Genomic DNA, 17689 nt, shown 5'->3' on the forward strand with positions numbered 1-17689 from the left:
AAAGCCTCCGGCGAACCGGAGGCTTTCTCTGTTGTGTGACCCCAGCGGGATTCGAACCCGCGTTACCGCCGTGAGAGGGCAGCGTACTAGGCCGCTATACGATGGGGCCGTCTGGCGGAATGTTTCCGTTCCGCGACAACCGTTCAAGTATGCCACGGCGATTCTCACTGCGCCAAATCGACGCCTCCCCGTCTGGAATCCCGGGCGTGGCGCACCGGATCCGTTTGCCGTGCGCGTTCCGAAGGAGTTGACTCTTCCCATGCGCGTCACCAAGTTCGAACATGCCGCCCTCCGTATCGATGCGAACGATGAGACCCTCCTGGTCGATCCCGGGTCGTTCACCGCTCCGCTGAACGACCTCACCGATCTGGTGGCCATCGTGATCACCCACGAGCACCCGGACCACTGGACATCCGAGCACTTCGACCGCCTCCTGCGCGACGCACCGGGGACGCCGATCTTCGCGCCGCCCGGTGTCGCCCGCGCCGCCGAGGGCTACGACATCACGGTCGTCAACCCCGGGGACTCGGTGGAGGTCGGCAGCTTCTCACTGCGGTTCTTCGGCGGCACCCACGAGGTCATCCACTCCTCGCTTCCGACGGTCGAGAACGTCGGCGTGCTGATCAACGACGAGCTCTACTACCCCGGCGACTCGTACGCGGTCCCTGAGGGCGTCTCCGTCGGCACCCTCGCCGCTCCCCTCGGCGCACCCTGGCTGAAGATCGGCGAGGCCATGGACTATGTGCTGGCTGTCGCGCCGCGCCGGGCGTTCGGAACCCACGACATGACGCTTTCCGTGATCGGCAAGAACATGCATCGTCAGCGGCTGCAGTGGGCGACCGAACAGGGCGGCGGCGAGTTCTTCGTGCTGGAACCCGGCGACTCCCTCGACCTCTGAAACATGGTCGACTCCCCCGCCGCTGAGCTCACCCTGGACGAGCACGGCGTGAGACGGCTCGTTCGGACGGTGGCTCCCGAGCTCGGCGACCTCCCGCTGACGCGCTTCGCGGAGGGCTGGGACAACGTCACCTGGCGTCTCGGATCGGACCTCGCCGTGCGCATGCCCCGTCGGCTCAGGGCAGCGCCGCTCATCCGTCACGAGCAGCACGCACTCCCCCTCTTCGCGATGCATCTCGCAGCGGTGAACATCCACACGCCTCTACCGGTGTTCGCGGGCGTCCCGACGCCGGAGTTCCCCTGGCCCTGGTCGATCGTGCCCTGGCTGCCGGGGAGGCAGGCGCTCGGGCTCCCCCGCCGCGACAACACCTCGTGGGCCTCCCAACTCGCGACAGCCCTCCTCCTGCTCCACCGCGAAGCGCCCGCCGACGCACCCGTGAACCCTGTTCGCGGCGTCCCGCTGGCGGCACGCGACCAGAGCATCAGAGATCGACTCGCCGAACTGACCGCAGCGATCGCCACGCCTCTCGGGGAACTCTGGTCAGCGGGACTCGAGGCCGAGCCCGGCACGGAGCCCGTCTGGATCCACGGCGACCTGCATCCCGGAAACATCCTGATCGACGGCGACAGGCTGTCCGCCGTGATCGACTTCGGCGATGTAACCTCCGGCGACCCCGCCTACGACCTCGCAGCAGGGTGGCTCGCCTTCGACGCCGAAGGTCGACATGTCTTCCGCCGAGCCACCGGCGGAAGGTACGACGACGCGACCTGGGTCAGGGCACGAGCCTGGGCTGCGGCCATGGCCGCGATCCTCTGCCACTCGAGCGATGATCGCGCGGATCTGCGCGCGCTCGGTCATCAGACGGCCGCCGAACTGATCAGCTGACCGAAGCTGCACGCACACGGAGATCGCGCGCGAGATGGTCCCGCTGCTCCATCACGAGCCGCCGGAGGGCGGCAGGCGCTGCCGGATTCGCGGCCAGCCACGCATCCACCGGCTCCACCGACTCCGACGCGGGGAAGAGCCCGATGACCAGGCGCCGCGCGATCTCGATGCTGCGCTCTGACCAGGCTCGGCCGATCCGCAAGAAATACTCGTCGTCGAACTCGGAGATGAGATCACGGCGTCCCCCTGCACGGAAGCCGCCGATCACCGCATCGAGATGATCATTGCTGAGCGAGAGGTCGTTCCACGCGGAGTCCCATGCGTCGCGCCGCACATCCGCGTCGGGCCGTGAGGCACGGGCGCGCCGTGCAGCCGTGCGTCCGTCGCCGGTGTCGTCCCGCTCCTGCTCCGCCGTCACGTCTTCGTCATCAGCCTGCCCCACGGTCACGAGCGCGGTGAGGAGCTGCCAGCGCAGGTCGGGGTCGATCACGAGCCCCTCCGGGACATTCCCCTCCAGCAGCGCGCGCACCTCTTCGTGACGATGATCGTCGAAAGCGGACGCGGTCGCGAACGCTCGGGCCCAGGAGAGCTGCGCGTCGCTGCCGGCATCGGCGGCCTCCAGTGCGCTCCACACCGTTTCGGTCCAGCGGCGCTGCTCCTCGTCGCGACTCGCGTCCGGCAGGAAGTGACGGATCGTGTAGATCGCGTTCGGCAGCACGCCCGTCAACAGCCCGATGTTGGACTCGTCCGCCGCATGGCTGCGCACGATTCGGAGGTAGCGCAGCGCGTCGAGCTCGCCGTCGCGGGTCGCGTTCCACAGCGAGGACCACACGAGGGCACGTGCCAGCGGATCATCGATCGCGGACAGGGACTCCTCGACCGTGCGGAGGGAGCGTGCGTCCAGACGCGCCTTCACATAAGTGAGGTCGTCGTCGTTGAGCAGCACCAGATCGGCGTCGGGCAGCTCGATCGCGGTGCGCTCACCGATCACGTCGAGCTCCTGCTGCTCGCGACGGAGCACACGACCGTCGAGACGTTCGTACATGCCGATGCGGAGCCGGTGGGGCCTCGGGTCCGTCTGCACCAGGACGGAGCGTCCCTCCTCGTCCGTCTCCGTCGACAGCGTCGACACTCCGGAGGTCTGCAGCCATGCCGCCGACCAGTCGCTCATGTCGCGGCCCGAGACCGCGCTCAGCTGCACCAGGAAGTCGTTCAGCGTCGTGTTGCCGAACGCGTTGGCGGCGAAGTACCGGCGGGCGCCCTCGAAGAACGCGTCATCGCCGACGAATGCCACGAGCTGCTTCAGAACAGCCGCACCCTTGGCGTAGGTGATCCCGTCGAAGTTCAGCTTCGCCGCCTCGAGATCGGTGATGTCCGCGACGATCGGGTGGGTCGTGGGCAGCTGATCCTGCTGATAGGCCCAGGCCTTCCGTCGCGCGGCGAACGTCACCCAGGCGTCCTGGTAGCGCGTCGCCACCGCCGACGCGTGCGCGCCCATGTAGTCGGCGAACGACTCCTTCAGCCAGAGGTCGTCCCACCAGGTCATGGTGACCAGGTCTCCGAACCACATGTGCGCCATCTCGTGCAGGATCGTGTTCGCCCGCGCAGCGCGCTGTGCATCCGTGGCCGCCCCGCGGGAGAGATACGCCTCCGTGAAGGTCACGAGACCCGGATTCTCCATCGCGCCCAGGTTGTACTCCGGCACGAAGATCTGGTCGTACTTACCCCACGGGTACGGGTAGGCGAACGCCTCCGTGAAGAAGTCCAGCCCTTGCCTGGTGACCTCGAGGATCTCGTCCGCGTCGAGGTGCGAGGCGAGCGAACGCCGGACGAGCACGCCGAGGGCGATGTGCTGCTCATCGCGCCGCCACTCGCCGTCGACGCGCGAGTACGGACCGGCAGCGACCGCTGTGATGTAGCTCGAGATCGGTAGAGTCGGGGCGAACTCCACACGCTGCACGCCGACACCCAGGTCGGTGTGCGCAGGCGACTGATTCGAGAGCACCTGCCACCCGGTGGGGGCGTCCACGACGAACGTGTACTCGGCCTTCATGTCCGGCTGCTCGAAGCATGCCATCACCCTGCGCGCGTCCGCCGGCTCGTACTGCGTGTAGAGATAGGTCTCGTCGTCCACAGGGTCATGGAAACGGTGCAGTCCCTCACCGGATCGGCTGTACGCCGCGACCGCCTCGACCCGCACGACGTTGGCGGCCGCGAGACCGGAGAGCGAGATGCGCGCGCCGTCGTAGACGACCTCCTGATCGACGCCGTTCACCGAGACACTCCGGACCTCTTCGCCGATGAAGTCGAGCCAGGTGCTCTCCCCCGTCGCATCGAACTCGAGGGTCGTCACCGTCGGGAACCCGGTACGGGCGCGCTCCGGCGCACCGGTCAGGTCGAGCTCGACGCGGATGCGATGCACGGTGACGGCGGCGGATCGCGCGGCCGTCTCCTCGCGGGTGAGGTTGGCTGTGTCCATGCACCCATCCTGTCACCCGGATGCCCGACGGATCGTCCTCACGCTCACGTCGGTCGGAGCCGGTGTCCGATCGCCGAGTACACCTGTGCGGACGCGTGCGACCGGGCCGCTGCTGCGTCGTCGTCGTGACGTGCGAACGCGATGCGCGACAGGATCGCGTCGCTGCGTGCGACTTCGGCGCGGTCTCCGGTCGCCTCCGCGACGCTCCGCGCCTCTTCTGCGTGCCGCTCGGCCTCGGCGAGGAGATGCGGGGACGCGGAGTCGCTCGCCGCAGCGAGGACCAGGATCTCGGCGAGCGAATTCGCAGCCTCGGTGGCGATCAAGGGCGACCCCGCGCGCTCCGCCTCCCGGAGGATCCGCTGCGCCGTCGTCCGCGCGCGGTCGGACTGGCCGTTCCGCCCGTCGATCCGGGCGCCGAGGAGTTCGAGATCGGCCGATGTCGCGAACTCTCCTGCGGACTGCAGGGCGCCCATCGCGTCGGCGCACAGTCCACGGGCCCGCAGGTCGTCACCCCGTGCTTCCGCGATGAGCGCACGCGTCCGGCGGACGAACGGCAGCGGTTCACCGTTCGATTCGTCCATCAGCTCCTGCAGTTCCTCGTCTGCAGCATCGAGGTGTCCGATCGCGAGGAACAGCAGCGGGCGATTGCCGCGCACGACAGCCACGTTCAGCTCGTCCCTCTCCGCCTTCGCCATGCTCAGCGCAGCGGTGTAGCCCTGCAGCGCCTCCGGGTAGCGGGCGAGGATGCGAAGGGTGTCCGCATGGTTGCCGGTTGCCCGCCCTTCGACGACCCTGTCCCCCGCGTCGCGCGCGTGTGCGATCGCCCGTTCATAGGAGACCAGCGCCTGCTCGAGATGACTCATCCAGCGCTGAACGTTGCCGATCTGGTTCCAGGTGCGGGCGAGAGCCGCGCCCGAAGCGATACGACGCACGCGGTGCAGGATGATGAGCGCTTCGTCCAGCCGCCCGAGCTTCTCCGCGCAGTGCGCCACGCCGAGAGCGATGTCGGGCACCAGGTCGAGGCCGTCTCCGCGGGCTGCCAGATCGTGCAGCTGCAGCGATTCGCTCCAGAGCGACCAGCGGGACAGCACCGGGTGCGATGCGATCGCCAGCCGTTCCACTTCGGAATCGAGACCGTGCTCGCGAGCCGCCGACGCCACCGCGAGCACCGTCCCCACCTCACGCGCGGCGAAGTCGGGATCCTCTTCCATCCGGACCAGCACGGCCGACGCGGAGTCGCGGACGAAGTCCCTGCGGACGGATGACGGGCGGAGGGAGCGCGACCGCTCTGCGGCGAAGGAGAACACCGTGTCGTGCATCCGCACCCGTCCCTGGCGCAGCTCCACGAGGTGCCGGGCATACAGACGGTGCAGATCGCGTGCGGCGGCGGGGCCTCCGGCTGCGATGAGCACACCTTCCTCCACCTCTCGGTCGAGCAGCGCGGCGTTCGCGAGGAGATCGGCTTCGCCCGTCGGCAGGGATCGTGTCGCCGCCTCCAGAACAGGTCGGATGCGCACGTCGCGTGGCTCATGCTCGAACCGCGATGCCAGGTCCGCGAACGACCACCCCTCGTGTTCACGGATGATCCCGGCGAGCATCACCAGATCGAGCGGCAGGCCACCCGCCACGGTGACGATGCGCCGCAACGCCGCCGCACGCTCATTGCTCCCTCTGATCACGGTCGAGGAAGCCCCGTCGAGGGAGAGGAGGTGATCGAGCAGGCGCTCGGCTTCTGCGTGCGACATCGGCGGGACGATGACCCTCTCCACGCGCAGAGCCGTCGGGGACAGACGCTCCTCGAGGCCCCCGAGGTCGACGCGCGCCGTCACGATGAACCGCACACCGGGAACCAGCAGCGCAGCCAACCGCACCGGGTCACCCGCGTCCTCGATGACGACCGTCAACTCGCGCGCGCTGATCCGCAGCTGCTCACGAAGACGCGGCAGCTCGTAGGGAAGGGAGCGGACTCCGAGAGCCCCCAGCATCCGCCGCAGGACGTCGATCGGATCCGCCGGAGGGCGTTCGGTGTCGGATTCGCGCAGGTGCACGGTGAGCACCGGCGAACGTCCGGCCAGCGCCGAGGCGAGAGTGGTCTTCCCCGCCCCCGGCAGACCGGTGAGAACCAGCACGTCGGCATCGGGAAGAGCGGTCAGCAGCTCTTCGCGTCCGATCTCCGCGCCCGCGGGATCCCGGATTCCGAGTGCCACCTCGACGTGCACCCCCGATCGCGCACCGTTGAGAAGCCGCGCGGTCTCCCGCCACTGCGCAGCCTCCTCGTCGTCGCCCCCGAGCACGCGGACGATATCGCCCACCAGACGATGGTCCACGCGTCGCCGTCCCGGACGGAAGCAGTCGTAGACGGTCACCTTCGGCGGTTCGGCACCGTGACGCACCCCGCCGATCCGACGGGCGATCTCGGCATACGACGGCGAGCCCGCGTCCACACGCATCCGCCCGAGGCCCAGGCAGAGCTCGTCGAGGGTGCGGGGCACGGGCATGAGTCGAGCCTAGGACACGCGGTCGGCGGGTTCGGCGCCGTGCGTTCGGGCTCGTTCGGACTCCGACGGGCCCGCCCAGCGCACACCTAGGCTCTCTCGACGGAGAGGCCACCCGACCTCCCGGAAGAGGAGAGAATCCCCATGACGACACGTACAGAGATCGCGGCCAAGCTCGACGACTTCTCGTACCAGAAGCTGAATTTCGGCGGGTTCCTGATGAACAAGCGCGCCAAGATCTCGCATGCCCTGTGGACCCGCGCCGCCGACAAGGGCGTCACCGAGCTGGCGCTGCTCGCCACAAGGGACTTCGGCGAGGGGAACGTCTACGACGTCGCCGCCTTCACGCTCGAAGGGGCCATCCCGACCGAGGTCCTCGACGAGCTGAAGCAGCAGGCCGAGGCGCTCGTCGACCGCGTCAATCTGCGTGCACACGGATACGTGTACACCTGCCTGGAGCCGTGGGACGGCGGCGGCACCATCTGGATCTCCAAGAAGCCCGAGTTCCGCGAGCTCAGCCGCCTCGATCAGGGCATCCACGTCGTGCCGATCCAGCGGCTCACCGGTCCGGGCGAGCCCCGGTGGCTCGCCTGGGCGCGCGAGGGCGGACAGCTGAACATCGCCATCGTGTACAAGCCCTGACGTGGCACCCTTCTCGGCCGGTCGGGCCGCCCCACTCGCGACGGCTCGCGGATGGGGCAGCCTGACACTGGTCGCGTCATCGGTCGCAACGCTCGTCATCGCCGGAGCCCTGGCCTTCTATCTCCTGCCGGTCGGATTCGCGCTGTCCGGGACGACGCTCGTGTACGCCCAGGTCGCGACGATGCTGCTCGGCGCCGCACTCGTCGCGTGGTCGACGATGTCCATCAGTCGGCATCGTCGACGGCGCACCGCCCTCGCCGAGACCACCGCGGCTTTGGGCTGGCGGTATCGCGCTGACATCGGCGACCACCCGTGGGGCGGCTCCATCGACGAGCAGGTCGATCGCGGCGACCGCACCGCGCAGGACCACCTGGACGCCCGACACAGCGCCGTCCCCTTCGACAGCGTCGAACGCACCTTCGTGGTCGGCGATGGAGAGGGCGCGACGATGCACACCGTGCGCGCTGTCCGCATCCCGCTGCCGTCCGAGGCTCCGAGGATCATGCTCCGGTCGCGGCGCGGTGGCGGGGCGCTCAGCGTGCTCCCTCGGCGTCCGACCGGCCGAACCCGCATCCGGCTCGAGGGGGACTTCAGCGACGTGTTCGACGTGTCAGTGCCGCCGGGATACGAGACGGACGCGCTCTATGTACTCACTCCCGACCTCATGGCGATCCTCGTCGACGAGAGCGCCGACCTCGACCTGGAGATCGTGGACAGCACGTTGCATGTCTACTTCCCCGCCGTCGATCTGACCGATGGGGAGGAACTGCGGCGCTTCCTCACCGTGATCGCGGCGCTTCACGATCGCGTCGGGCGACGAACCCTGCTGTACCGCGACGAGGCCGCGACGCCTCTCGATCCGGGGACCTACCGGCGTGACGGCGACATGCTCGCCGCTCGCGCACGCCACGTCGACACGCGTACCCGGTGGTGGCCCGTGATCGCAGCCGTGGCCACGCCCCTCGTGCCGATGCTCATCGCCGTCGTCTGGCTCCGGATCGCCGGGTGACCTTCCTCGAGATCTCCGGACCACCGAGGAGTCTCCTGATGGCGCTCTCGGGCGTCACGGAGAGGTCGAGCGTCCGTCCGCGTCCGTATTGGCTGAAGACCCGAGGATCGATGTAGCTCGCTCGTGCCACCGCGGTCGTGTTGCCGAGCGCCGTCGCCGCCGCCTGCACGGCAAGGCGCTCTGCCTGACTCCGGTGGTTCCGGCTGTCGAGCTCGCCGATCCGGGCGAGGGCGTCCGCGGCGATGATCGTGCCGTGCAGCGTGCGGAAGTCCTTCGCCGTGAAGGACTCCCCCGTGACCTCCCGGAGATAGGCGTTGACCTCTGCGGGCGTGAGACGCACGCGACGCCTGCCTCGGCGGTACGCGAGCAAAAAAGCGCCCGACTTGCCCGCGGCGAAGTCGGTCAGGGCATCGGCCAGGGATTCATCCGTGATCTCGATCGACGCCGTGCGGCCGCTCTTGGCGGGGAACGACAATGCGACATCACTCCCCGCCACACGCACATCTCTTCGTCGCAGTGTCGTGAGACCGCGGCTGCCGTGTCGCACCAGGTAACGCTCCGACCCGATACGGAGGGCTGCGTCGTCGAGAAGGCGGAAGGCGATGGCGAGGGCGCGCTCCTTCGTCTGCCCCTCCTGGGCCAATGCCCGGGTCACCTGCGCTCTCGCGCGCGGCAGCGCGGCGGCCAGATCGAGGGCGCGCACGAACTTCTTGCGATCTCGGCTCACCCGCCACAGGGGGTGGTACAGGTACTGCTTGCGGTCGGCGCCGTCCACGCCCACCGCCTGAATGTGAGCGAGCGGGTCCGCGGCGATCCACACATCCCGCCATGCGGGTGGGATGACGAGGTCGTTGATCCGCTCGCGATCGGCCTCGGGCGCCGTGTTCCCTGCCGGATCGACGTACCGGAACCCCGATCCCGATCGCACGCGCCGGAACCCCGGATCCTGTCCGGGGACAACCCGGATGAGTTTCGCCATCGTGAGCCCTTCCTCGACTGCCTGCGCTCGAGGATGCCCCGTGGCACGGATCCGCGGAAGGGAGTGGCGCTGTACCCTGCCCCCGTGCTATTCGCTCCCGGCTTCCGCGCGCGGCGCCGCGAAGGCGCTGCGCATGTGGTCGCTGGTGAGGAAGTCGGCGATGCCGATCATGATCAGGCTGAAGACGATCTGCTCCGACACCATCCAGAGCGGGTAGAGCCCGGGGATCGCCGCCATGACGAGCGTGATGACGGGGAAGATCTGCGCGAACAGACGAAGGCGCTGATACGCCCACCGCCAGCCACGCTGTGCACGCCAGGCGAAGTAGAACAGCGTCGCCGTCATCGCGAGCACCACGAGCGTGCGCATCCAGACGGCGAACGAGACCGACTCGCCGTCGACCGCGAGCACCAGCGCGACGACGACGGCCCCGACGCCGATGACGAGCTCGACGATGAGGAGCCAGATGATCCAGGTGAACGCACGCACCGTCTTGGGATGCGTGCGGTCGGTCTCGCTGATGGCGACGCCGGCCTGCCGCCCACCGGCGATCCGATCCAGTCGGAGGAAGAGGGACTCCAGAGCCATGCTCGGAGCCTATTGGGTCGGGAGCCGGTCCGCCTCGTCCGTTCGATGGATGCCGGTGACGCCGTTGGCGGTCGGGGAGACGACCCGCTCGAGGACGATCGCCAGCACTCCGACGGCGAGACTGCCCGCGATCATGACGCCGATGAATCCGGCACCGAGTCCTCCTCCGAGCATCACACCCGCGACGAGCGGCCCGAGGATCGCCCCTCCCTGGAACGCGGCCGAGTTGATGGCGTTGTACCGACCACGCGTGCGATCGGTAGCCAGATCGTTGTAGATCGCGGGAACCGTCGGCTGGAGCATCGTCTCGCCGAAGGCGAAGACACCCATGTAGGCGATCACGCCGATCGCCGCGGCGAGGGTGCCAGGCACGAATCCGGTCGCCCCGAGGAGCACCCATGACAGCGCCCAGATGAGTGCCATCACCTGCATCACGCGCGTACGACGCTTGCCGGAGATGAGTCTGAGGACGGCGAACTGCAGCAGCACGATCACCGCGGTGTTGACGGCGAACGAGATGCCGACCACCTGCGTCGAGACCTCCGACACCTGTCGGGCGAAGGCAGGGAAGCCCGCCTCCATCTGCCCGTAGCCGATGAACACCGAGAGGAACGTGAGCAGCGTCAGCCAGAGCACGGCGGGGCGACGCAGGATCTCGCGATATCCACCGGCAGGCGGTGCGTCTTCTTCGGCCTCATGCTGAGTGCGCACACGTCGGAGCGGGCCCAGGAGCAGGGCGAGGGGAACGAGGCTGCTCGCGGCGTCGACGAGGAAGATCGTGGTGAACGTCGCGGGGTCGCTGACGTCGACGAAGAAGCCTCCGATCACTCCGCCGGCCCCGATGCCGAGGTTGACGAGAGCGAAGTTGACGCCGAAGTACTGCTGGCGCACCTCGCCCTCCACCACCGACGCGATCAGCGCGTTGAAACCCGGCCACGACACACCGAAGTTCACGCCGATCAGCATGACGGCGATCGCGGCGACGACAGGGTGCGTGGCGAATGCCAGAAGCGCGCACCCCACGATCATCGACAGCAGCCCGACGATCAGCACCCGGCGTGCACCGAACCGATCGATCAGTGTTCCTCCCGGGCCCGTCACCACGAGTCCGGTGATCGCGATGAGGCTCATGAGAGCGCCGGAGACCCCGAGGTCGAACCCACGGACCTCGTGGAAGTAGATGATCGTGAACGGGAGCGTCATGCCGCGTCCGAGTGTCTGGATCGCGACCGTCGACAGCAGCCAGCGCCCCTCCGTTGGCAGGGCGTTCCAGAAGCTCCTCATACCGATCACCTCGACATTCTTCCGGATGCCGGGGACATCGCGATCCACGAGCGGATTGTCCGCCGAGCGTGGTTTCTGCCATCATCGCCAGCATGGCGCTGTCTCTCGACGAATTCCGCACCTCGCTGCAGGACCCCGGTGCCCGGCCGGGCCTTGGCCTCCCCCTCACGGATGCGGAGGCGCAGCAGGTGGCCGCCGACGCGCAGGCGACCCTGAGCTGGTACGAGTACTGGCTGGCCGTGACAGCGCAGGCCGCGCCGCTCGGCACCCACGACTCGGTGCACGCTGCCGCCTTCGCTGCCGCTCCCCCGGCCTATGGCGGCACTCCGCCTGCCACGGGACCGCATGTCACGCCAGGCGTCGGGCCGGAGAAGAAGAGCCGGGTCGGGCTCTGGGTGACGCTGTCGGTGATCGGCGCACTGCTGCTCATCGCCCTCATCGTCGTGGTCGTCACCCTCACCACCGCCCGGCACTGGACGAAGGTGGATTCGCCGGAGAAGCCCGAGACCTTCCACAGCGAGGAGTACGAGACCGGCCTCTACCTCGTGGCCGACGACGGTGTGAGCCCGTGCGCCGTCGATCAGGACTGGACCGACTGCATCAACGCGATGGAGGCCCAGTACGCCGGAGCCTGCGCCGGGGTCGAGCTGGTCCCCGCCGCGGCTACCCTCTGCGGACAGCATCGTGCCGAGATCGACCGTATGCGCGCCGAGGACTCGGAGGGATCGGTCGTGGCCTCGCTCGGCGACTTCGGGCACCTCACGCGCACCCCGGAGATCGCGACGCGGCAGGTGTCCAACAACGACTACGAGGCGGCTGTCACCCACGAAGCCGTGTGCTACCTCGGCTTCCTCGGCGAGTGCGAGTAGGCAGGCGGACCCTCCTGCCTCGCACCGCCGCGCTCAGATCGCCGCGTCCGGCAGACCCACCTTCGCCTTCGCCCAGGAGCGCCCGCGGGTGTCCTTGAGGATGTCGTACTCGACGTCGACGTGCGGCTCGATCGCACTGTACTTGTCGTTCGGCGCGCCGATCACGAGCTGGAAGCCGAGTCCACGCCATGCGCCGATCGCGCGCTTCGTGAAGTGGGCATCCGCCTTGATGAGCGCTTCGTCCATGAAGACGGGGGCGTAGCGCGGCCGGGCAGCGCCCGCATCTCCGAGCTGGTAACGCAGCGCTGCTCCCACGATGAACGCGACGAGCTCCTGCGACTCCCCTCCGGACTTCTCGCCGATGTGGTCGTAGAGCGCGACATGCTCCCGCGTCGTCGCTGTGACCCGCTCGGCACTCACGCGCACGTGGTTGCGCACGTCGATGAGCTCGGCGAAGTCGGGGGCCGTACGGCGCATCCGTCCGATCAGACGGCTCATCTTGCGGTACACGGCCTCGCGCTCGGCGTCGGTCTCGGCAGCGTCGATCATTCCCCGCACCTCGCGGAGCTCGCGGCGGAACCGCTTGCGTGCCTCGCTCTGATTCTCGCGCGGGGTGATCTGCAGACGATGGTCGTCGTCGTAGAACGGCAGCTCCTCCATGATGCGGTTGATCGGGTCGATGCGATCCTTGATCTCGCGGAGCGACCGGCTGAGAGTCGAGTCGAGGCTCGTCAGGTCGTTCCCCGAGAGCTTGAGCAGACTGTCACGCCACTCGGTCTCCAGCTCGTGGAGCCCGTTGGTCTGCAACGCCTCCAGAATGCTCTCGAACTCGCCGACGGACTCGTCGGGGTCCGGCAGGATCGTGAGGTTGTCCCAGCGCTCGAGGAACCCCGTCATCAGTCGCCGCATGCCCTCGCGCTGCTGCTCGTGGGCCTCCGCGGCCTCACGACGGTCCTCGTGCAGGCGCTGAGCGGCGGTCCTGAGCGCGGTGTCCAGGTGTGTGAGCCGCTCCGACGCGGTTACGCTCGCCCCGCTCTCGGCGTGCAGGAACCGGCCGTCCAGGAACGACGCATGTGTCTCGCCGAGCGAGAGGTCCGTGGCTGCCGCGGAATCGATCACTCTCTGACAGGCGTCGACGTCGTCGGTGACCTGTCCCCAGTGCTCCTGGGTCTGGGTGAGTTCGTTGCTGAGGCGCGCCTCCTCGTCCCGGAGCGTGCTCGCGCGGGACCGCAGATCCTCCGCCTGACGCTTGAGCTGCGCGATCTCGGGGCTGGCTGTCGTGACCTCCGCTTCGACGGAGAGCCAACGTTCCCGTTCGGCCTCGACCGCATCGACATCGATTTGCTCCCATGTGAGGTCCTCGATCTTCGCGAATGCGGTCGATCGTGCCTCAATGCGGTCGAGGGCGGCTTCGGCGTCCTGCGCCGTCGATGCGTAGCCGTCGTGACGATCGGTCAGCAGCCGCAGCTGGTCATCGATCTCGCGAAGCCGACGGTCGTTGGTGAAGCCGAGCACGTTGGCGTGTCCCTGACCGCCGTGGGCTCCCCTGCTGCCCTGCGACACCTGGCCGTTGATGGTGAGCGCCTTCTGATGGGCGTCCAACTGGGACGATGAGTCGACGCACACGTATCCGAACCGGTCCTGCAGCCGCTGCTGGAGCCACCCGGTGAAGGGGGTCGGCAGGTAGTCGAGCCTCCCGGGGAGGGTCTGCGGATCGGCGTTGCGCACCTCGAGGAGTCCGGTGGGGACGCCCTCGTAGTTCAGGCGCTCCGGGGTGCGCGTGGAGTTGATCGCCGCCCGGAAGGACGACAGCTTCTCCGCGTCGACGAGGAGCGTCCTGGCGAAGCCGCCGAGGGCGAGGTTGAAGGCCTCGCGCCACGGCTCGAACTCCGTCCGCACCTCGATGAGCTCTCCCACGAAGGGAAGCTCCGAAGGGTCGAGACCAGCCGCCTCCGCGAGCATGGCGCGGGACTCGTCGAGGTGGGAGGGAATGCTGCCGCGCACCAGACCGGTGCGCTCGCGCTCCTGACGCAGGCGTGAGATCTCGAGCTCGGTCGTCCTGCGGGCGGTCTCGGCATCGGCGAAGGCCGCGCGCGCGTCCCGGATCCCCGATCTCGGCGATGAACCCCGACTGTCGGCCACGAGGGCCTCGAACTGGTCGGCGTTCTCCACTTCCGCACCGAGATCCCGCACGATGGCGTCGAACTTCGCGCGTTCCCGCCGCACGTCGTCCAGGCGACGTTCGGCGACGCGGAGCTCCCGTTGCGCTGTCTCGAGGCGGTCACCGCCGGACTGCCGCAGGACATCGAGCAGACCCTCCCGCTCGGCATCGGCGGCGTCGACGAGGGCGCGCTTCTCCCGCACGGCGAGGCTGAGGGCGCGGGAGCGGTCACCCAGCTCGACCTCGACCTCGCGCAGCAGATCCAAGCGGCGCTGAGCGTTCCAGAGCGCGGCGAGGGACGACGGATCGGTGAAGACTCCGACTTCGTCGATGATCCGCACCCGTTCGGCTGAAGCCGCGATGCGCTCCTTGATTCCGCGGATGGGTTCGAGCGCGCTGACCTGCTGCTTCGCCGTCAGCATCCGGGTGCGCGTGCTCTCCAACTCATCGAAGTGCGCCACGACGGCATCCGCTGTGGCCATCGTCTCCGGCTCTTCCAGCACGAGCTTCTTGTACAGATCGTCGACCGTGGTGATCTGCTGCCCCGCTTGGATCCTGGCCAGCAGGCTGATCGCCTTCGCCCCGGACCCGGCCGCCCCGATCCCGAGCACCGCCTGCAGCCGGGCAGAGAACTCCCGGTCCGTCGCCAGCGTCTCCAGTCCCGCTGCCCGCACCGACGCATCGGAGAGCCGCTGCGTCGCGGCCTTCTCCAGCTGTGCCAGGTCGAACGCCCCGTTCACGGTCGCTCGAACCCGGGTCGTGTCCTCCAGCACGCGGGCATCCGCCGGGATGTACCAGGCCCGCACGGCGGTGAACCGCGACCCGTCGTGGTCGAGCCAGGTCGTCGCGATGGCACTCCATGTGTCTTCGCCGTCGCCGCGGAGGACTCGCAGCTTGGTGCCGTCCTCCGTGCGGGATTCGTCGATCTTCCCTCGCCCGTACGAGAGGATGTTCCGCTGCTCCTCGCCGCGCGGTCGGCCGGTCACTCCGCCGTTCGACGCACCGTTGAACGGCGTCGTGTGAGGCATCATCAGCGCGATGTACGCGTCCATCAGCGTCGACTTGCCGGAGCCGGAGCCGCCGCACAGCAGCGTGGCGTTCGGCGAGAAGCGCACCCGGTGCGGGCCCCCGTCGTATCCACCCCAGTTGATCAGCTGCAGCTCGTCCGCGATCCACTGCTGTCCCCGAGAACCGGCAGGGATGAGCCCGAAGAGCGTGTCGACCATCGTCATCGTTGCACCGCTTCCTGCGACCGCAGCCAGTCGCGGAGTTCCTTCAGGGTCTCGGCGCTGAGGACGACCTCGACGAGCGCCGTGATCCGATAGCGCCCGCTGGTCTCCTCCTGCACGATCCCCTCGCGATCCAGTCTGTCCATCGCGTTCCTGATCGCCTTCTGCTGCCGTGCCGTTCCGCCATCGACATCGGTGAAGTAGCTCAGCACTGTCTGCTCGAGATCCTCGATGTCGATGCGCACCGACGACTCACCGGCGGCGGACTCCCGCTGGTAGACGGTGCGCAGATGCACGAGCACCAGCGTCTCCGCACGTGTGTACGGGGAGTCCTTCAGCAGCACCGGCATATCGATCTCATCGGAGCGCAGCTGCTGCTTGTAGGCGAAACCGCGACCGTGATCGACGACAAGTCGGAGGTACAGGTCGTTCAGACGCGACTCGATCACGTGCTGATGATCGAGCAGCAGCGTCCACTCCTTGCGGTTGCGCTCCGCGGCGATGAAGCGCCGCTGAAGGATGTGGGCGAGCAGACGGCGGATCTCCGGATCGAGGGTGCCGCGGTCGCCGGCGAAATGCTCCTCGATGTCTTCTTCCATGGGGACGGGAGCGATGAACGGGTCATCGACCGCTGCTTCCGGCGCGGGGCTCTCTTCAGGCATGTGCGTCTTCCTTCGTGTTGCGCGCCGTGACGGCACCGAACGCGAAGCGTCGCGTCGAGCCGTCGGGGCGCAGAGCTTCGACCACCGACACCGTCTCGCTCTCGGTCATGCCGTTGCGGTGGGCGATCTCGAGCAGTCCGACGAGGTCGACAGGGCGCCGGGTGTCGTCGTCGCTCTCGGCGAATGCGGCGGCGAGATCGAACTCGGGTCCGAGCCCCGCGACGTACTGCTCGAGCTCCGCATACCTCGGACCACCCCACGCGCGGGAGTCGACGTCGGCGAACTCGACGTCCCCGGCGTCGGCCAGAGGGGCGGGGACCGCGGGTGGACGGATGCTGCTCACGGTCTGCCTGAGGTGCCCCAGGTCGGCGAGCGGAAGACTGCGCACCGGTGCGTCGCTCGCCCCCGTCCCGTCCCACACGTGCAGCGCGGCGATGACGTCACGCAGCAGGTCGTCGATCTGACGGTCCCGCAGCGGATCGTGCGTCTTCACCTGGCCGGTGATGACGTGCGAGGCTCGACGTTGCGCAGCCAGCACCTCCTCGACCCCGAGCTCCACGCGGCGTCCGATCGCGTCGAGCTCGGCCCGCTGCGTGCTGTCGAGCATCCGGGCGAACGGCTGTCGGAGCAGACCATGCAGTTGGTCGGTGAGGGCATCGATGCGCTCCGGATCGCCGATCAGCTTGAGAGCGCCGGCGAAGGCGCGTCCTTCCGGCGTCGAGTTCATGACATCCTGCGCACGCTGCAGGTACTCGCGCAGCACCTCACCCGTCGGCCGCTCATCACGGCGCAGATGGGCGACGACGTCGCGCTGCATGAGTTTGAGGGATTCGGCGACCCGGGTGAAGTCGGCGGGAAGCTCGCGCGCCAGATGCAGCACGTTCTCCGCTTCCTCGAAGAGCTCTTCATCATCGAGTGGATCGGCTCTGCCCGACTCCTCGATCCGATCGATCTCGGCATCGAGTGCGGCGCGCTCCTCCCGGAGGCGGGCGAGTCGACGAACGGGGTCTGCCTCGGCGCTGTCGGCCAGATGCTCCACGGCCTCGAGGAGCGTGCGCACTCGGGAGTTGGATACGCGCGTGCGCCCGCCGCCCGTGCGCCCCGCGATCTCCAGAGCCTCGACAGCGTGCGCGGAGAGTCGATACACCTCGACGTCCTCGTCGATCTGCTGCACCAACCAGCCCAGGCGGACCCAGTTCCTCGCGACGTCGCGGCCGGTTCCCGAAGGGACCCGGCGATCGTCGTCATCGTCGCCCGCATCCCTGAGTTCATCGAGGATCTCCGCGAGCTCGGCCTGGGCGTCGGCGATCGGGATGGAGACCCGGTCCGCCGTGAACAGAAGAGACAGCGACGCCACGACGAAGGGGGCGAAACGGCCGTGCAGCAGGTCGAGAGTCGGAGTGCTGAAGGCGGTGACGGCGCGGGAGAATGCCGCTTCCACTCGAGTGCCTGTCACACCTTCCAGAATAGTCGGCGCCCTCGTCGTCCCTCGACGCGACGCGATGGTCT

At 68.4% G+C, this 17689-nt stretch carries 13 protein-coding genes and 1 tRNA gene; 5 read left to right on the plus strand and 9 right to left on the minus strand.

What is annotated here, in order from left to right; all coding sequences use genetic code 11:
- Positions 1-36: 36 nt before the first annotated feature.
- A tRNA-Glu gene (locus tag FFS56_RS00595) sits at positions 37-109 on the minus strand.
- 150 nt (positions 110-259) lie between these two features.
- Between FFS56_RS00595 and FFS56_RS00600 the strand changes: the two genes are divergently transcribed.
- Both FFS56_RS00600 and FFS56_RS00605 read left to right on the plus strand, forming a co-directional pair.
- On the plus strand, positions 260-898 hold the full coding sequence (locus FFS56_RS00600) for an MBL fold metallo-hydrolase (RefSeq protein ID WP_127012239.1): 639 nt from the start codon (positions 260-262) through the stop codon (positions 896-898).
- Positions 899-901: 3 nt separating this feature from the next.
- Positions 902-1783, plus strand: coding sequence for an aminoglycoside phosphotransferase family protein (locus FFS56_RS00605; protein ID WP_127012240.1), 882 nt, complete (start codon positions 902-904; stop codon positions 1781-1783).
- On the opposite strand, the gene pepN is transcribed toward FFS56_RS00605, so the two are convergent.
- Positions 1776-4262 (minus strand): aminopeptidase N, encoded by a 2487-nt coding sequence (pepN, locus tag FFS56_RS00610; protein ID WP_127012241.1) that lies wholly within the window; start codon positions 4260-4262, stop codon positions 1776-1778. The two genes, FFS56_RS00605 and pepN, sit on opposite strands and share 8 nt — an antisense overlap.
- A gap of 44 nt (positions 4263-4306) precedes the next feature.
- On the minus strand, positions 4307-6760 hold the full coding sequence (locus FFS56_RS00615; protein ID WP_127012242.1) for a hypothetical protein: 2454 nt from the start codon (positions 6758-6760) through the stop codon (positions 4307-4309).
- A gap of 141 nt (positions 6761-6901) precedes the next feature.
- On the opposite strand from FFS56_RS00615, the gene FFS56_RS00620 reads away from it, so the two are divergent.
- Positions 6902-7399 carry a hypothetical protein gene (locus FFS56_RS00620; protein WP_127012243.1) on the plus strand — a complete coding sequence of 166 codons (498 nt, stop codon included), beginning with the start codon at positions 6902-6904 and terminating at the stop codon, positions 7397-7399.
- A 1-nt stretch (position 7400) separates the two neighbouring features.
- Positions 7401-8408 carry a hypothetical protein gene (locus FFS56_RS00625; RefSeq protein WP_233437287.1) on the plus strand — a complete coding sequence of 336 codons (1008 nt, stop codon included), beginning with the start codon at positions 7401-7403 and terminating at the stop codon, positions 8406-8408.
- On the opposite strand, the gene FFS56_RS00630 is transcribed toward FFS56_RS00625, so the two are convergent.
- The 3 genes from FFS56_RS00630 to FFS56_RS00640 all read right to left on the minus strand — a co-directional run bounded on the left by FFS56_RS00630 (position 8374) and on the right by FFS56_RS00640 (position 11307).
- On the minus strand, positions 8374-9387 hold the full coding sequence (locus tag FFS56_RS00630; protein ID WP_127012244.1) for a DNA topoisomerase IB: 1014 nt from the start codon (positions 9385-9387) through the stop codon (positions 8374-8376). The two genes, FFS56_RS00625 and FFS56_RS00630, sit on opposite strands and share 35 nt — an antisense overlap.
- Before the next feature lie 87 nt (positions 9388-9474).
- Positions 9475-9975 carry a hypothetical protein gene (locus FFS56_RS00635; RefSeq protein ID WP_046748425.1) on the minus strand — a complete coding sequence of 167 codons (501 nt, stop codon included), beginning with the start codon at positions 9973-9975 and terminating at the stop codon, positions 9475-9477.
- Between the two features lie 9 nt (positions 9976-9984).
- Entirely contained in the window at positions 9985-11307 is a 1323-nt protein-coding gene (locus FFS56_RS00640; RefSeq protein ID WP_233437288.1) for an MFS transporter, read from the minus strand.
- 44 nt (positions 11308-11351) lie between these two features.
- Between FFS56_RS00640 and FFS56_RS00645 the strand changes: the two genes are divergently transcribed.
- Positions 11352-12128: a hypothetical protein gene (locus FFS56_RS00645; protein WP_127012245.1), complete on the plus strand. Its 777-nt coding sequence runs from the start codon at positions 11352-11354 to the stop codon at positions 12126-12128.
- A 33-nt stretch (positions 12129-12161) separates the two neighbouring features.
- Here FFS56_RS00645 and FFS56_RS00650 read toward each other — a convergent pair whose 3' ends face one another.
- Genes FFS56_RS00650 through FFS56_RS00660 form a run of 3 tightly spaced genes read right to left on the minus strand, consistent with a single transcriptional unit; the run spans position 12162 to position 17636 of the window.
- A complete protein-coding gene (locus FFS56_RS00650; RefSeq protein WP_137771846.1) occupies positions 12162-15521 on the minus strand; it encodes an SbcC/MukB-like Walker B domain-containing protein in 3360 nt (1119 codons plus the stop codon).
- On the minus strand, positions 15518-16180 hold the full coding sequence (locus FFS56_RS00655; RefSeq protein WP_046748422.1) for a DUF4194 domain-containing protein: 663 nt from the start codon (positions 16178-16180) through the stop codon (positions 15518-15520). The genes FFS56_RS00650 and FFS56_RS00655 overlap by 4 nt, the downstream gene beginning before the upstream one ends.
- Positions 16173-17636: a DUF3375 domain-containing protein gene (locus FFS56_RS00660; protein ID WP_061017605.1), complete on the minus strand. Its 1464-nt coding sequence runs from the start codon at positions 17634-17636 to the stop codon at positions 16173-16175. The genes FFS56_RS00655 and FFS56_RS00660 overlap by 8 nt, the downstream gene beginning before the upstream one ends.
- Between the last annotated feature and the right edge of the window lie 53 nt (positions 17637-17689).

Origin of the sequence: Microbacterium sp. Beta (assembly GCF_005502545.1) — a bacterium.
GTDB classification, from domain to species: Bacteria; Actinomycetota; Actinomycetes; order Actinomycetales; family Microbacteriaceae; genus Microbacterium; species Microbacterium oxydans.

What these genes read in the sequence shown, in the direction of transcription:
- FFS56_RS00600 (WP_127012239.1), top strand. Translation starts at nt 260, where the DNA reads ATGCGCGTCACCAAGTTCGAACATGCCGCCCTCCGTATCGATGCGAAC.
- FFS56_RS00605 (WP_127012240.1), top strand. Translation starts at nt 902, where the DNA reads ATGGTCGACTCCCCCGCCGCTGAGCTCACCCTGGACGAGCACGGCGTG.
- pepN (WP_127012241.1), bottom strand. Translation starts at nt 4,262, where the DNA reads ATGGACACAGCCAACCTCACCCGCGAGGAGACGGCCGCGCGATCCGCC.
- FFS56_RS00615 (WP_127012242.1), bottom strand. Translation starts at nt 6,760, where the DNA reads ATGCCCGTGCCCCGCACCCTCGACGAGCTCTGCCTGGGCCTCGGGCGG.
- FFS56_RS00620 (WP_127012243.1), top strand. Translation starts at nt 6,902, where the DNA reads ATGACGACACGTACAGAGATCGCGGCCAAGCTCGACGACTTCTCGTAC.
- FFS56_RS00630 (WP_127012244.1), bottom strand. Translation starts at nt 9,387, where the DNA reads ATGGCGAAACTCATCCGGGTTGTCCCCGGACAGGATCCGGGGTTCCGG.
- FFS56_RS00635 (WP_046748425.1), bottom strand. Translation starts at nt 9,975, where the DNA reads ATGGCTCTGGAGTCCCTCTTCCTCCGACTGGATCGGATCGCCGGTGGG.
- FFS56_RS00645 (WP_127012245.1), top strand. Translation starts at nt 11,352, where the DNA reads ATGGCGCTGTCTCTCGACGAATTCCGCACCTCGCTGCAGGACCCCGGT.
- FFS56_RS00650 (WP_137771846.1), bottom strand. Translation starts at nt 15,521, where the DNA reads ATGACGATGGTCGACACGCTCTTCGGGCTCATCCCTGCCGGTTCTCGG.
- FFS56_RS00655 (WP_046748422.1), bottom strand. Translation starts at nt 16,180, where the DNA reads ATGCCTGAAGAGAGCCCCGCGCCGGAAGCAGCGGTCGATGACCCGTTC.